13 protein-coding genes, 3 tRNA genes and 1 rRNA gene (1 of these 17 running past the window's edge) are annotated in these 14,232 nt (G+C 45.6%); 9 read left to right on the plus strand and 8 right to left on the minus strand.

Annotation, left to right across the window (positions count from 1 at the left end; genetic code table 11):
- Positions 1-66, plus strand: a 5S ribosomal RNA gene (rrf, locus tag DNHGIG_RS07390) (it extends 51 nt beyond the left edge of the window).
- Between the two features lie 85 nt (positions 67-151).
- Here the strand turns inward: rrf and DNHGIG_RS07395 are convergent.
- Genes DNHGIG_RS07395 through DNHGIG_RS07405 form a run of 3 tightly spaced genes read right to left on the minus strand, consistent with a single transcriptional unit; the run spans position 152 to position 2,986 of the window.
- Positions 152-1,087, minus strand: coding sequence for a UbiA prenyltransferase family protein (locus DNHGIG_RS07395; RefSeq protein WP_282199068.1), 936 nt, complete (start codon positions 1,085-1,087; stop codon positions 152-154).
- A 38-nt stretch (positions 1,088-1,125) separates the two neighbouring features.
- Positions 1,126-1,950, minus strand: coding sequence for a polyprenyl synthetase family protein (locus tag DNHGIG_RS07400; protein ID WP_282199069.1), 825 nt, complete (start codon positions 1,948-1,950; stop codon positions 1,126-1,128).
- Between the two features lie 16 nt (positions 1,951-1,966).
- The gene (locus DNHGIG_RS07405; protein WP_282199070.1) at positions 1,967-2,986 is read right to left on the minus strand and encodes a YaaC family protein; all 1,020 of its coding nucleotides are present in this window, start codon (positions 2,984-2,986) and stop codon (positions 1,967-1,969) included.
- A 129-nt stretch (positions 2,987-3,115) separates the two neighbouring features.
- On the opposite strand from DNHGIG_RS07405, the gene guaB reads away from it, so the two are divergent.
- The 7 genes from guaB (at position 3,116) to DNHGIG_RS07440 (ending at position 8,627) form a co-directional block, all read left to right on the plus strand.
- A complete protein-coding gene (gene guaB, locus DNHGIG_RS07410) occupies positions 3,116-4,573 on the plus strand; it encodes an IMP dehydrogenase (RefSeq protein ID WP_282199071.1) in 1,458 nt (485 codons plus the stop codon).
- Between the two features lie 270 nt (positions 4,574-4,843).
- Positions 4,844-6,034: a D-alanyl-D-alanine carboxypeptidase family protein gene (locus tag DNHGIG_RS07415; RefSeq protein ID WP_282199072.1), complete on the plus strand. Its 1,191-nt coding sequence runs from the start codon at positions 4,844-4,846 to the stop codon at positions 6,032-6,034.
- A gap of 416 nt (positions 6,035-6,450) precedes the next feature.
- On the plus strand, positions 6,451-7,335 hold the full coding sequence (pdxS, locus tag DNHGIG_RS07420; RefSeq protein ID WP_282199073.1) for a pyridoxal 5'-phosphate synthase lyase subunit PdxS: 885 nt from the start codon (positions 6,451-6,453) through the stop codon (positions 7,333-7,335).
- A gap of 15 nt (positions 7,336-7,350) precedes the next feature.
- Entirely contained in the window at positions 7,351-7,941 is a 591-nt protein-coding gene (gene pdxT / locus DNHGIG_RS07425) for a pyridoxal 5'-phosphate synthase glutaminase subunit PdxT (protein ID WP_282199074.1), read from the plus strand.
- A gap of 384 nt (positions 7,942-8,325) precedes the next feature.
- Positions 8,326-8,419: transfer RNA gene (locus DNHGIG_RS07430), tRNA-Ser, on the plus strand.
- Positions 8,420-8,433: 14 nt separating this feature from the next.
- Positions 8,434-8,510, plus strand: a tRNA-Arg gene (locus DNHGIG_RS07435).
- A gap of 38 nt (positions 8,511-8,548) precedes the next feature.
- Positions 8,549-8,627, plus strand: a tRNA-Arg gene (locus DNHGIG_RS07440).
- 72 nt (positions 8,628-8,699) lie between these two features.
- On the opposite strand, the gene DNHGIG_RS07445 is transcribed toward DNHGIG_RS07440, so the two are convergent.
- Genes DNHGIG_RS07445 through DNHGIG_RS07455 form a run of 3 tightly spaced genes read right to left on the minus strand, consistent with a single transcriptional unit; the run spans position 8,700 to position 10,977 of the window.
- On the minus strand, positions 8,700-9,857 hold the full coding sequence (locus DNHGIG_RS07445) for a site-specific integrase (RefSeq protein WP_282199075.1): 1,158 nt from the start codon (positions 9,855-9,857) through the stop codon (positions 8,700-8,702).
- Between the two features lie 41 nt (positions 9,858-9,898).
- The gene (locus DNHGIG_RS07450) at positions 9,899-10,336 is read right to left on the minus strand and encodes a LexA family protein (RefSeq protein ID WP_282199076.1); all 438 of its coding nucleotides are present in this window, start codon (positions 10,334-10,336) and stop codon (positions 9,899-9,901) included.
- 11 nt (positions 10,337-10,347) lie between these two features.
- Complete coding sequence (locus DNHGIG_RS07455; RefSeq protein WP_282199077.1) at positions 10,348-10,977, minus strand: ImmA/IrrE family metallo-endopeptidase; 630 nt, start codon at positions 10,975-10,977, stop codon at positions 10,348-10,350.
- Between the two features lie 454 nt (positions 10,978-11,431).
- Here DNHGIG_RS07455 and DNHGIG_RS07460 point away from each other — a divergent pair, with 454 nt between their 5' ends.
- Positions 11,432-12,304 (plus strand): sce7726 family protein, encoded by an 873-nt coding sequence (locus tag DNHGIG_RS07460; protein WP_282199078.1) that lies wholly within the window; start codon positions 11,432-11,434, stop codon positions 12,302-12,304.
- On the opposite strand, the gene DNHGIG_RS07465 is transcribed toward DNHGIG_RS07460, so the two are convergent.
- Positions 12,280-13,317 carry a beta family protein gene (locus tag DNHGIG_RS07465; protein WP_282199079.1) on the minus strand — a complete coding sequence of 346 codons (1,038 nt, stop codon included), beginning with the start codon at positions 13,315-13,317 and terminating at the stop codon, positions 12,280-12,282. The genes DNHGIG_RS07460 and DNHGIG_RS07465 overlap by 25 nt on opposite strands.
- Before the next feature lie 176 nt (positions 13,318-13,493).
- Positions 13,494-14,231, minus strand: a complete 738-nt coding sequence (locus DNHGIG_RS07470) for a hypothetical protein (RefSeq protein ID WP_282199080.1) — start codon at positions 14,229-14,231, stop codon at positions 13,494-13,496.
- Position 14,232: the final 1 nt, after the last annotated feature.

Here is a 14,232-nt window from a genome sequence, read left to right on the forward strand (position 1 = left end):
GTTAAGCTCTCCAGCGCCAATGGTACTTGGGGCGGGAGCCCCCGGGAGAGTAGGTCGCTGCTAGGCAACATAAAAGGGTTCTTCCTTCAGGAAGAGCCCTTTTTTCATGATTGGATGTCTCAGAGCTGTTGACTCCATAAAAGAATCCCCATTACCCGAATCCCATACTCTCCATACCGAACAAGAACACCGTATGCAACACGGTGAGCGCGATCATTTTAATTTGATTGAAAGTCACGCTTGCCACATCGCGGGGATTTGTGTTCCATGCGGCGTGAAACCCAAGTAACGCTGTCAAGATGGAAACGGTAAATACAGAACTGATGCAATAGACCATCAGGAGAGCGACAAATGCTGTAATCAGGAAATAGACAGCAGGCACATAACGCACTTGTTCCAGCCCGAAACGCTTATAAACGTAAGCGACCGTTGTATTTTTGGGAGGCGATTCTTGTAGGTCGGCTGAAAGATCTGTGATATGATGTTGCATTAACCAGGAGGTACATAACAAACCGTGTAAAATACCCGCGCAGAAAACAGTGACACTATAACCGCCGGTAAGGACACAATAAGCCCCCAAACTACTGGCAACCATGGCAGGGAAAGCGGCTAACCATTCTCCCAATAAAGGATAAAAGGCGAATCGCATCGGCGAACAGGTATATGACATCGCGGCCCAAACGCCGACAATGATAAAGAGCCAGATATAAGAACTGGTCACACGATTCAGGTACCAGCCGAGTAAGAAAATCGCTACGATCCCTAAAGAACCGACATAAAACAATCGCTCTTTCGATACCATTCCTTGTTTGGTTCCAATATTCTCGCCAGAGGGTATTCCCGACGAGTGAATATATGTTCCTGAACGCCAACCGGTAATCTCATGAAATGAATGGGCGATCAACCCTTGCAACAAAATGCAACAGGCCACCAAAATGAAAAAAAGGAGCCAATCGACTGAAGAGACTCCGTGAAGGTCATGAATGGCAAATCCGAGTGAAAGCAGGATCGCAGAAAGGCTCCAAGAGAGAACGGGAACAAAACGAACAAGCAGGAAAATCCCTTTAAGCGAACGCAAAATCAGCATCACGAGTCACCTCCTGTAGACATACAAATCATGAATATCTATTCGGTGCCAGCAAGCAAGTGATCGGCCATATAGGCGAGTCGATCTCTTGCTTGGCATGGGGGAACTGCGGTCAGGTATCGTTTCGCTTTATGTATATACTGTTTAATAAGAGAGCTGGAATATGTAACGATACGGACGGATCGATCGGCCATGCTCGACTTGGAGACGGCTTGTCCTTGACGCGAGGCGATATGCATTTTGATTTGAGTGGCCATTCCGAACGAGAATCCGTAAGAAGAGAGCGAACGAATAAGTTCGGGAGAGGCGCTTCCGATCTGTGCTCCCAAGCGGCAACAGATCGATGACAAATTCGCCGCATGGTAATAGGTGTTCACCAAGTTATGATGATCGTCGGCTTCTTCTTGGTCGGATTGGTTTTGTAAAACGACCCCGGCGATGACGAGACTCTGAATCATCTCCGATATCCCTTTTACAAGCAAAACGGATTCCTGTGCGGCTAAGGATAATGCTTTTGCATATAAGTAATCCCCGGTTAAAATGATCATTTGATCTTTTCGCAATGGATCGGTCTGCTGCAGAGTGGGTGACGGATCACTGATCTTTCGGTGTACGCGTGTAGCCATGAGCAAGATTTCAATAATCGTTGCCGCACGAATCTCGGTCTTGGAGGAAGCTTTGCTGATATCGCTCGAAAGCAGAAGCAGCAATGGGAACGTTTCTTCATTCAAATGCAAGAAATCATCCATGAGCAAATCGAGCGAAAGGATACTTTCCTGTAAGATCTCCTTTAAATCCTGACGTACAGCGATGAGCTTCCTTTGATAGCTATCTGTTGGTTGTTGCAGATGCATTGTATTCATTCTTGACGCTCCTGTTCTACGGTGTATAAAACAAAAATTTTTCTTCGAAAAGATGGTTGAGAATCAGATTCGGAAATTTGCGCATCGACACATTCAAGAATTCATTGATGATATACATATCTTGTGACATAAAGGCTAATACGAGTTCCCCCCACCGTTCCGTTTCATAGCGGCAGAGCATCCCCAGCACAAACATCAACATGAAATGCAGGCTGATTTCAGGGATGATGAGTTCACTTTCATGTGGAAGGCGAAAATGGAAATTGCCGGAGATATCATCGAGAATCAGCGGATGCTCAAGGCAAACGCTTTTCTGGTGAAGACACAACCACCCTTGTTCATCCAATGGATCCGGGTATGTGAAGGAATCTTCTTTTTCGCTATAACGGTTGAGCAATGCGAGGAATTCTGCACGCGTCTTTCCGCTCGCCTGCACGATCGAGCGCGGAAGTTTCCAACGAAACCCTCCTTCGCACGGTTGAATATCCACTTCACAAACAGAAGGCGGGCCATATACTTGTTCATAACAATGGATGAGCTCCGGGAGAACCGATAACAAATCTTGTATCCGAAACCGTTGTCCGCTTTCCAACGGCGGACCATCGAGCGTCTGATGCAAGACAACGAAAAGACCGTCTTTTTGTATGCGTATTTCGTCGGTAGCGAACTGATAGTCGGAACGCTTGAGTTTCCGGGTGGATAAACCGTGTTTTAAAACGGATGTGGTAGAAGGATATTCGGGATCGCGTGTAGTAATCAATGCTCGTGCCAAGCTCATCATACCGTAATACAGGAGTAGCGGTTTGGTTACGATATCACAACAAGCGGCTGCTTTGTAATATTCGCGAGCTTGTTTGATCGAATACATAAATTTTGGGGTCGCCAAATAACTGTAACGTTTGGCTTCTGGAAGACCCATTTGCTCATATTTGTCACGGAGGAAGCGGCTTGCTGTTTGTTCATTCTCAAAGAACACGAACATATCCCACAATTTGCGGTAAGGCTCTTCCGTACGGATACGATTCACCTTGTGCATCAAGGATCTCCCTCCTGGTTCAGAATAGAAAGGGATGCATAAGGCGGCTTGACACAAAAAATATCGGTGTTAAACTAGCCATAATATATACTCATTCAAGGAAAACTATACAAACGGGGGAATTCACAGATGTGGGAGCAAAAGTTTGCAAAAGAAGGATTAACATTCGACGATGTACTGCTCATTCCTCAAAAGTCGGAAGTTCTTCCACGGGACGTGGACATTTCCAGTAAACTGACACCTACAATCAAACTGAATACACCCATCATTTCCGCAGGTATGGATACGGTGACGGAATCGAAAATGGCGATCGCCATGGCAAGGGAAGGCGGCATCGGCATCATTCATAAAAATATGTCCATTTCTGAACAAGCGGAAGAAGTGGATCGTGTCAAACGCTCGGAAAGCGGGATTATCACAGATCCCATTTATTTAACGGCCGAACATCGCGTATACGAAGCGGAAGAAATGATGGCTAAATATCGCATTTCTGGAGTCCCCATTGTAGATGAAGAGCGCAGGCTCGTGGGTATCATTACAAACCGAGACTTGCGTTTTGAACAAAACTTCAACCGCAGGATCGGGGAAGTCATGACCAGCGAACATTTGGTTACGGCTCCCGTGGGAACCACACTGGAAGAAGCCAAAGTCATCTTGCAAAAACATAAAATCGAAAAACTCCCCCTCGTTGACGAAAATTATATTTTGCGAGGTTTAATTACCATCAAAGATATTGAAAAAGCGGAACGTTTTCCGAACGCGGCGAAAGATGCCAAAGGGCGTCTCCTCTGCGGTGCTGCCGTTACGGTTGGGCGCGATACATTCGACCGTGTGGAGGCGCTAGTGAAAGCGCAAGTCGATGTGATCGTTGTCGATACGGCTCACGGCCATTCCAAAGGGGTCATCGAAACAGTCCGTGCCCTGCGCGAGCGTTTTCCCGAGTTGCAAATCATCGCCGGTAATGTTGCGACAGGCGAGGCGACCCGCGATCTCATCGAAGCGGGAGCAAGCGCCGTTAAAGTGGGCATCGGGCCGGGCTCGATCTGTACGACTCGCGTGGTTGCGGGCATAGGCGTGCCGCAGATCACGGCTGTGTATGATTGTGCGACCGTGGCGCGCGAATACGGAATCCCGATCATCGCGGATGGAGGGATCAAATATTCGGGGGATATCGTGAAAGCGATCGCCGCCGGCGCTGATACCGTCATGCTTGGCAGCCTTCTGGCAGGAACGGAAGAAAGCCCAGGGGAAATGGAGATTTACCAGGGACGTTCATTCAAAGTGTATCGCGGAATGGGTTCGCTCGGTGCGATGAAAGAAGGTTCAGGTGCACGTTATTTCCAGGAAGATGTCAAAAAACTGGTACCGGAAGGAATCGAAGGACGAGTACCCTTCAAAGGAGCATTGGCTGATCTCATGTACCAATTGATCGGGGGTATACGTGCAGGGATGGGCTATTGCGGATGCGCGACCATTGAAGAGTTAAAAAACAATACCCGTTTCGTTCGCATCACGGCAGCAGGTCTGCGCGAAAGCCATCCGCATGATGTGCAGATTACGAAGGAAGCTCCCAACTATAGTATTTAAAATAAGTGAAAACCGGACGAGGGTCATCCCCTCGTCTTTTTGTTCTGAAGGTCATATGATATAATCTACAAGGGATTTTTAAAGACTAGGAAACTATAAAATGCGGTATTCTTCTTACCATATTTTATAGTTTCCTCACATGTAGAAAGCTTCTTCTGGAAGCTGCTCCAATTCATCCTTGTAGCCACTTTGATGAAAGAGTTTATAACGGCAACGGGCCATGAGGGTAATAAGGTGATAGAGTACGCAAGATGGAGGTACTGATTAATCATGAAGAAATGGATGAATAAGTGGGCGAGTGTATTCTTGGCGGTCGTTCTCGTAGCGACTGTAACGTTTACCTCTTCCGCTCCACAGGCACGTGCCGCTGACGATCTCTCGATCGACGCACCTGCCGCTTATTTGATCGATGCCAAGACAGGACAAGTTCTCTATGCGAAAAATGAAAACGCGAAACGTTATCCGGCAAGTACGACCAAACTCATGACCTTGCTACTCGTGGAAGAGGCGATCGCACAAGGCAAAGCGAAATTGACCGATGTGGTGCCCGTTTCGCAAGAGGCTTACAACATCGGAGGATCGAGCGCTTATCTCGATCCGCGAGAAAAATGGACACTCGAAGATATGATCAAGTTTATTTGTGTCCCTTCCGCCAATGATGCGGATGTTGCCGTCGCTGATTATTTGGCAGGCAATGAAGCCGAATTTGTTAGAAAAATGAATGAAAAAGCAAAAGAACTCGGCATGACAAATACCCATTTCACCGATGCGAGCGGTTTGCACAACCCGGATCATTATACGACGGCTCATGATCTGTCGATCGTGGCGCGCGAATTGGTAACCAAATACCCGCAGATACTGAAATATACGAGTATCCCGAAACTGGTCGTCAGAGACGGTAAAAATATTTTTGAAAACACGAATAAACTACTGGGGAACTACGATGGGTTAGATGGTCTGAAAACAGGTTTCACTGACCAAGCCGGTTATAACCTGGTATCTACGGCAGAGCGTAACGGTTTTCGCGTGATCGGTGTCATTCTCGGCGCGGCCAATGACGATAAGCGCGTAAGTGAAACACGAAAGCTTCTGGATTACGCGTTCAACAATTTCACAGAAAAACAGCTCTACAAGAAAGATCAACCGCTATCGCAAATGGCTCCCGTTGAAAAAGGAAAAGATAAAGAAGTACCTGTGGCTCCCAATACGGACGTTTATGTCGCTTTACCTGCAGGGCAAGCAAACGCGAAAGTCGATCAAAAAATCACGTTTGACTCCGTTACTGCACCCATCAAGAAGGGACAAAAAGTTGGGACGCTCAGTCTGGTCTATAATGGGAAGGTTTTGAATAACGTTGATCTTGTAGCAACACAGGATGACGATAAAGGTTCGTGGATTCGTCTGTTTTTCCGAGGAATCTTCGAAGGAATCACGAAAACGGTGAAGGGATGGTTTAAGTAAGACATAGAGGAAAGCGAGAGGATCTGTGATGATCAATCCGGTGTGGTGGCTTACCTTGAACACAATCTTGATTTTCATTATCCTCGTCGGTGGATTTTTCATGTTCCGTGCTTTTCTCAGACGGTTAAAGCCCGATCATAGCAAGAAGTCAACATAAGAAGTCGAGCGGATATAGAAGTTTTTTAGAAATCTGTGGTACAATAAAAACGATTTGAACTTTCTGCAAAACTTCTTTATAAATAATAAGTTCAAAAAGGGGACAAACAAGGCCGATTTCGTGTGAGAGCGGAAGTCATGAGTTGCGAAGCGCGGGTGAAACCACGCGAGCGGTGGAATGACTTTGCTTGGAAGGTATGAGACGGCCAAGTTTCCCGGACTTTTTGAATAATGTCCAAAAAAGGTAGGAGGCTGCTAGGATGGTTGAAGTAGGTACTTCCCGTGTGAAGCGTGGAATGGCAGAAATGCAAAAAGGCGGCGTCATCATGGATGTAGTGAACGCCGAACAAGCGAAAATCGCTGAACAGGCGGGCGCAGTGGCGGTCATGGCACTCGAACGTGTGCCTGCAGATATACGTGCTATGGGTGGAGTCGCTCGTATGGCGGATCCGACCATTATTGAAGAAGTGATGAAAGCTGTTTCCATCCCGGTGATGGCGAAGGCACGCATTGGACATTTTGTAGAGGCGAAAGTTCTTGAAGCGTTAGGTGTGGATTATATCGACGAATCGGAAGTGCTCACACCGGCTGATGACAAATTTCATATCAATAAAAAAGAGTTTACCGTTCCCTTCGTTTGCGGTGCACGCGACTTAGGCGAAGCGCTGCGTCGTATTGCGGAAGGTGCTTCGATGATCCGTACGAAAGGCGAACCGGGCACAGGTAACATCGTAGAAGCTGTTAAGCATCAACGTACGATGCAGGCACAGATTCGTAAAGTTGCTTCCATGTCGGAAGACGAACTTGTTTTCGAAGCGAAAAACCTGGGAGCTCCCTATGAATTGTTGCTCGAAGTGAAGAAATTGGGCCGCTTGCCTGTCGTGAATTTTGCCGCAGGTGGCGTGGCGACTCCTGCTGATGCCGCACTGATGATGCATCTCGGCTCCGATGGTGTATTCGTAGGTTCCGGTATCTTCAAATCGGAGAATCCTGAAAAATATGCACGTGCCATCGTACAAGCAACCACTCATTACGAGGATTACGAACTGATCGCTCACCTGTCCAAAAATCTTGGACTTGCCATGAAAGGGATCGAATTGTCCACCCTCTCTCAAAATGAACGAATGGCAGAACGCGGTTGGTAATAGGGGGCCGTGTTGATGAAAATCGGTGTACTCGCTCTACAAGGAGCCGTAGCGGAACATGTGAAGAGTTTGGAAAAAGCGGGCGCCGAAGAAGTTGTGACCGTCAAGCGTCGGCGTGATTTGGAAGGCTTGGATGGGATCGTTCTTCCGGGTGGAGAAAGCACCACCATTGGAAAATTAATGAGAGAATATGATTTACTTGAACCGATTCGAGAAATGGGACAACGGGGGGTTCCCTTGTTTGGAACGTGTGCAGGTTTGATCTTGCTGGCCAGAAGGATTCATGGGCAAGAAGACGTACATCTTGGGCTAATGGATGTTCTGGTTGACCGCAATTCGTTCGGAAGACAAAGGGAAAGCTTTGAGGCGGATCTTGAGATTCAAGGATTGGAGGGCGGTCCATACCGGTCGGTGTTTATACGTGCTCCGCACATTATGGAAGTGGGCACGGGAGTGGATGTGCTCTGCAAGTTTCAAGATCGAATCGTAGCCGCGCGACAAGGCAATCTGTTAGGAGCTTCCTTCCATCCGGAATTAACGGATGATATACGTTTCCATCGATATTTTCTCGAAATGGTTCGTGAAAGTCGTTGCATCGCAAAATAAGAGACTCAAAGGATTCACAGGGGCGCATAGCGCCCCTTTTTCATGCATAGATATCCCATATGAGGGAATAGAGGGGGGATTTCATGCTATTTTTGCTTGGAGTTCTATTCTTTGCAGTTTGTATGATCATCCAATCGATCGCATTACATCGGAGGGCATTTGGGAGATCATTATACATTTCCTCGATGATGTTTCTCGTTTCAGGAATCATTGCGCTTTCACCTGAGAGAGTAAGCGGTCTTTTGGCACGGATTTTCCTTGCGGTCTCATGGGGGTTTTTGCTCTTTATGACCTGGCAATCGTTGCGTCGTTTCGTGTTAGCGCGAAACTCGAGGGCTTCTTGACAAACACATCTCGGTCATGTATAATGAAGCATGCTCGCACGGAGTGATGGCCGAGTAGGTCGAAGGCGCTCGCCTGCTAAGCGAGTATACGGGGATAACCCGTATCGAGGGTTCGAATCCCTCTCACTCCGCCATGTAACTTTTATTTGTGCCCGTAGCTCAGCCGGATAGAGCGTTTGACTACGAATCAAAAGGTCGGGAGTTCGAATCTCTCCGGGCACGCCAGAAAACACCGTGCTTTTAGGCACGGTGTTTATACACATGCACCCGTAGCTCAGGCGGATAGAGCGGTGGTTTCCTAAACCGCGTCTTGCGGGGGTTCGAATCCCTCCGGGTGCACCAGGAAAGCCAAGAGTGGCGCGGGTTCGCAGGTTTCTGTGTGACCGCGCCACTTTCGTTTTGGTCACATTTTGGTCACACTGATGATTTATCCACAGTTTTTTTGACTTTTTTCTCACCAAACAGTACTTCTCCGAATTGCGTAGCAGCTGCTTCTTGAAGTCCAGGAAGAACGTGCGAGTAAGTATCCAATGTGATTCCGATATTCGCGTGACCAAGACGTTCACTGACAACCTTCGGATGGATGCCTTGCAGAAGCATAAGAGATGCATGTGTATGTCGGAGATCGTGAAAACGAATTTTTGGTACGTCCGCTTCATCTCTTAACTTATACCAAGAGCGATCCAAATTACGTGCGGTCACGGGTGTTCCGACCTGTGTGGCCACCACGAGGTCATGATCCTGATACAACGGGCCAGCCAATAGTTTTTCTTCTGCCTGCTTTACTTTGTGCTTACGTAGAAACTCTACAACCTGCGGCGGGATGGCGATAGCTCGTTTACCGTGATCAGTTTTGGGGGCTTGAAACTCTGAACCTTTACCCGTGTACGATAGTGTTTGCCGGACCGATATGATACCTTTTTCGAGGTCAACATCCTGCCAACGCAGGCCCAGAATTTCCCCTTTCCGCATACCGGTTGTAATAGCCAAAAGAAAAGCCACATAGTAACGATCGTCTTTTGCCACTTCAAGGAATCGTTTGACTTCTTCCTCATTCCATACTTGAAAATCTACTTTTTTCGGGCGGGGTGGATCGATCGCTTTTGCGACGTTCCTTGCCACCATGCCCCATTTTAGTGCTCTGTCTAATGCTTCTTGGATAATCAGATGTGCGTGTAATATTGATCGGTTGGATAGAGGTTGTTCTTGCTGCTGAAGTTTTGTATATAGCCGTTGCAGATGGACTGGAGTAAGTTTAGTCAGTTCGATTTGGCCAATGTGAGGAATGATGTGGTTATTCACTAGCCAAGCATATGAACGAAACGTACTTTTTCGGACGTTGGCCTGCTTGTCCTTTAGCCATTCTTCTAGATACTCGCCAAGAGTAATTTTTGCATCTTCAACATACATCCCTCGTTCGACATCGGCTATGAACTTGGCGAGTGCAGCTTCCGCTTCTTTCTTGGTTGCGAAGCCGCCTTTTTTCTTTTGTTTGCGCTTTCCATCCTCGCCGCGAGGCAAATCCACAACATAAGCCCACGTGCTTCCACGTTTGAAAACAGATCCTTTCATTGTCTTGACCTCCTATACAAACGTGATATCTATATTTCCTATCAACATCCCCAATCGAAGTCTTCCTCCTCATGATATATAAGTTCAGCGAATTCCTCTTTGATGACACCATTCAACACACCGATTACACAGAAGTCTGTCGGTGCTAGCTCCAAAGAGGGAATTTTATCGCCAGGAACACGTAACGTGACTTCTGGGTTATAGATGTACTCGAGTATTCGGATCGAGACTTCATCACCAAAAGTAACGAGACATATTTGACCTTCATTTGTCGGCCATCGCTGTTCCCTGAAAATGAGGAAATCGCCTTGCTCTATACCAAACGAGTCCATCCCGTCATCGGCGATCTGCACAGCGAATCTACGGTAGGGTGCATAGGATTTCACGACAAGATCAGGCGGGTTTTCGATCTGTTCAAGAAAAGTCGTGGAGAGTGAAGGTACACTCCCCATGAATGCGACATACTGCGGCTTGTCCATGACTAAACCTCCTATATTTCAGCTCTACGACGCCTGCCAATCACTTGGCCATCGCGGACGAGGTACTCAATGCGATGATTTAGCGGATGTCGGAATGAATAGTCGTAAGATGCAGAAGCTTCACGAATCGCTTCCGCTAATTTAGCTTCCGCAGCTAGTGTTCTAATGCGCTGCTCGAGCAGATCCAGGCGGGTGTCCATAAAGACGTCAGGAACATTAAAGACGTCAGCGAGATGGGAGACTAATTGTTCACGGCTGTACGCGTAATCCAGGTAGTTTCCGATCATAAATGTCGGAGCCAACGCATACATCGCGAATCGATCGGCTTGCCACTCTTGGAGAGCGCGAAAATCGTCGGTCATAAATTCTTGCCGGCCACAATGGAGCAAGATATGTCCAAGCTCATGCGCCAGTTCTACGCGTTGTTGTTTATATGGTAATCGGTTATCGAGGACGATTGTATAACCGTGTTTGAAATGATAATTTGTTGAGGGCATTGGTAGTTCGTGAATCCAAATTCCAGCATCGTATGCGAAGACCTCCAAGTTAATGTCACAAGGATTCGTTATGCCTTTCTTTTTATAAAAGGAAACAACCGCTGATTCGAGAGCAGTAGGTCGGTAATGTTCTAATTCAAGCATAGACTTCACCTCTATTGATTAGTGCAATTTATGGGAACATATGTTCTTATTTTAAATCTAATTTACGGAATAGGGAACATCAAAAATTAAGAGATGGTATGAGAAATGAAGTAATGATAATAGAAAGGATAAGAAAAGACTTATTAAAGGGGGGAGAGGAGGTTCTCATGAAAAGGAGAACCTCGATGAAGGGATTAATGAACAACTTCAAACTGCGTCAATGCACTTGAGGCATTACAACATACTGAAATAGACCAAGCACCGATTGTTGTATCCCCCTTGACTATCGAGGTCCTTCAACGGTGGGAACCGGTCATTGGTGACTCGGAGCTATGATCTGAAGCAAAAGAAAAATAAAGATGGTCGTCCATAGGATAAACACAAAAGGGTGTAGAAATTGTATTTTGGACAGTCTAAAATAATCAATGCTTAATCTTGAGAAGGGGAGGTAGTGATGCAAAAGGATTATGTGACCATCATTGAAAACCATTTTACGCCTGAAGAGCTTGGTTCGCTAACAAAAATCATTTACAGCGCTTACCAGCCTTTACAGTTAGATGTTCAGGTTTGGGAATTAATCAAAAAGGTATTGCCACCAGATGTATATTACGAAATCGAGCCTTTAAAAAAATCTGTAGTTGGACATAAGATCGTAAATGACCTGGTTCTCAAATATTATCCTGGGGAATGTACCATCAAGTATTACTTTATAAAAAATTATCTCAATAGAAAAGACGAGGTTAGTACTTTCGAGATGAACGTTGGAGCAAGTCGTTTAGATATTGGCAGAATAAATGGGAAATCTTACGCCTATGAGATAAAAACCGAGTTGGACTCGTTAGATAAACTGGATAAGCAGATACAGGATTACTCTCAGGTATTCGAATATATTTATGTCGTTGTACATACCAAGCATCTTCCCAAAGTTTCCGAACAAGTTCCGGAGTATTGCGGAATCGTCTCATTCCGGAATGTCGGAGGCGCGTGGAAATTTCATCCTAGGCGGAAGGCGAACAAAAACGAGAATATCGACCCAGTAGCACAATTAAATTGTCTTACATCTAAGGAGCTTGACCAGATGATGAAGCTCGCTGGTATTAAGGAGTCACTAAAGGGAAGGGAAACTAAGGAAGATATTTTGTTGAACTGTTTATCAACTCAAAAAATAAACCACCTTTTCAAAACCATTATCAAAAAGAGGTTTCAAAAAAGGTGGGAACATATCGAAAGACACTTTAATTTGATAAACCCAATTGATCTACAGATGTTCTTTAGAACAGAAGCGGATCCATATTGGGTTTATTACAAAAACTCTTCCATGGTGTAGAGGTAGTGCCCGAACGCAATTCCTTTCCACTTGGCCTGATTCTGCCCGCTTTCTATACTGTTATTTATTCTATAAATTTTGTTACAGCCGAAACAATTTTCTCGGTGAGTTGCTCCGAATTGGTTCCAAACAGTAGAGTTTACTACGGAAGGTGTAATGACTGTATCAAAAGTTGCAAGTTGTCCAGGGATACCGTTATATCCGTAATATGCATTTGATTGCCAAGAATAAAAAATAAACCCAGGGCTTATTCGACCACCGTCTGTAAGATCGTCTTTCTTGATTCCAACGTAATCGCCGAATGCATCAAACCCTAACTGAGAATAATCCGTTAGTAAACCATTATCAGCTTGGGGAACGATAGAACCATGGGAGAGATGTGTATTATAAAGATCCCGAGGAATCGCTGATCTAATTAAAACAGTTTTTATCGATACGTTGGCTAAAGTCTGATGAATCAACGGATATGTTTGGCGAATAACTGCATTTTGATGATGTTGCTCATCAATGTCATATAAAACAATGTCTCCATCTCTAATACAACTAGCAATCTCATTTAATGCTTGTGCGTGATGCTGATGAAATATCCGAAATGCAATGGTACCATAAGTAGGTCGTAGTTGATTTTCTTGTTGCTGCAGTATGCCTGCCACGTACGGAATTGTTGGATCATATGTGACAACGGGAATTAGGTTTTCCATTGTCATAAGGCGCTGGTCAAGGTAAAGCTGTACCCTTTGCAAAGGATTGGCCTTCAACATTAGAATAAATTGACTTACGGCTGCCTTGGTGTTGTTCTGGATCCGTAGGTACAGGGGAAAGTCTAACATGACCTGGGTATTAAGATGTGAAAACTCGTCTCTAAAATCTGAAATTGTGTCTCGATTACGGTTCTGAGCCTGCATTATTTCCACTAGAGGTAACATTTTGTCACTTATAGCCGTAGCGCCGAATGCTCGTCTTTCTTCGGTCCTAAATCGTAATACTGGGACGTATTTTAGGTTCTCTAGCATGTCCAATTCTCCTCTCTTATGATACTTGGCTTATCATTCGTTTAGCCACTTCACATATCCATCCCCCTTCATCTTCGCAACAGAATCATCCTTCTCTGAGAAGAAAGGGACAACCGATAAAAGAGTAGAAAAGAAAAGTCATGGTAGGCTATTTTACGTAGTGAGCTTTGTGTGAATCAGTGCACCACTTCAAACTGTGTAGAAGCACTTGCTCCATTACAACTTACTGTAATGGGCCAAGTACCGATTGTTGTATTCCCGCCGACTTTCCAGGTCCATGAAACGATTCCATCCGGACCAGCCTGTTTGGGGCCTAGTCCGGCTGCATGACTCGGGCCGCTTTTGTAATCGACTTCAATTGTTGCCGTAGCTCCAGGGGATACTTTTGCTTTTAGAGTGGCGTAACTGTTCCGGGGAGCCGGAGATGTTACACTGATAATTTCTACTGTTGCCTTTTGAGAATCCGGGGCAGTAGACGGTGCAGGAGCCTGCTGTTCGGATTTCGTTTCTTGTTTTTGTGTGGTTTCAGGTTCAGTTTTGACCTGGTTATTCGTATCTGTTTTAGGCGTACCAGAATCTTTTTTCTGGTCAGTAGAAGAGGAATTTGCTTTCTGATCCGTGGATTTGTTACTACTATTTGAATCTGAAGTAGAAGTCAAAGTACTTGCGGCTGGAGCAGATAATTGTTTTTGTGCCTGCTGGTTCGGATCTCCGCTATTTCCGAGTCCCACGAAGGAAACAATTAAAGCTAAAACACTTAAACCGGAGATTATTTTGGTATGTTTGTGTTTTTTAAATGCGAGATATCCTCCAGACAGTAGGCCGATTATTGATAAGACGAGAAAGAACACCGGGAAATGATAAATGATAGAAATAACAATACCGAGCAAAATTAGCCCAACTACAGTTTTCAAC

Origin of the sequence: Collibacillus ludicampi (genome assembly GCF_023705585.1) — a bacterium.
GTDB lineage: Bacteria > Bacillota > Bacilli > Tumebacillales > BOQE01 > Collibacillus > Collibacillus ludicampi.

Coding starts and splice junctions, on each gene's coding strand:
- DNHGIG_RS07465 (WP_282199079.1), bottom strand. CDS start 13,317: ATGCTAGAGAACCTAAAATACGTCCCAGTATTACGATTTAGGACCGAA.
- DNHGIG_RS07395 (WP_282199068.1), bottom strand. CDS start 1,087: ATGCTGATTTTGCGTTCGCTTAAAGGGATTTTCCTGCTTGTTCGTTTT.
- pdxT (WP_282199074.1), top strand. CDS start 7,351: ATGAAAATCGGTGTACTCGCTCTACAAGGAGCCGTAGCGGAACATGTG.
- DNHGIG_RS07450 (WP_282199076.1), bottom strand. CDS start 10,336: ATGGACAAGCCGCAGTATGTCGCATTCATGGGGAGTGTACCTTCACTC.
- DNHGIG_RS07445 (WP_282199075.1), bottom strand. CDS start 9,857: ATGAAAGGATCTGTTTTCAAACGTGGAAGCACGTGGGCTTATGTTGTG.
- DNHGIG_RS07405 (WP_282199070.1), bottom strand. CDS start 2,986: ATGCACAAGGTGAATCGTATCCGTACGGAAGAGCCTTACCGCAAATTG.
- guaB (WP_282199071.1), top strand. CDS start 3,116: ATGTGGGAGCAAAAGTTTGCAAAAGAAGGATTAACATTCGACGATGTA.
- pdxS (WP_282199073.1), top strand. CDS start 6,451: ATGGTTGAAGTAGGTACTTCCCGTGTGAAGCGTGGAATGGCAGAAATG.
- DNHGIG_RS07415 (WP_282199072.1), top strand. CDS start 4,844: ATGAAGAAATGGATGAATAAGTGGGCGAGTGTATTCTTGGCGGTCGTT.
- DNHGIG_RS07400 (WP_282199069.1), bottom strand. CDS start 1,950: ATGAATACAATGCATCTGCAACAACCAACAGATAGCTATCAAAGGAAG.
- DNHGIG_RS07460 (WP_282199078.1), top strand. CDS start 11,432: ATGCAAAAGGATTATGTGACCATCATTGAAAACCATTTTACGCCTGAA.
- DNHGIG_RS07455 (WP_282199077.1), bottom strand. CDS start 10,977: ATGCTTGAATTAGAACATTACCGACCTACTGCTCTCGAATCAGCGGTT.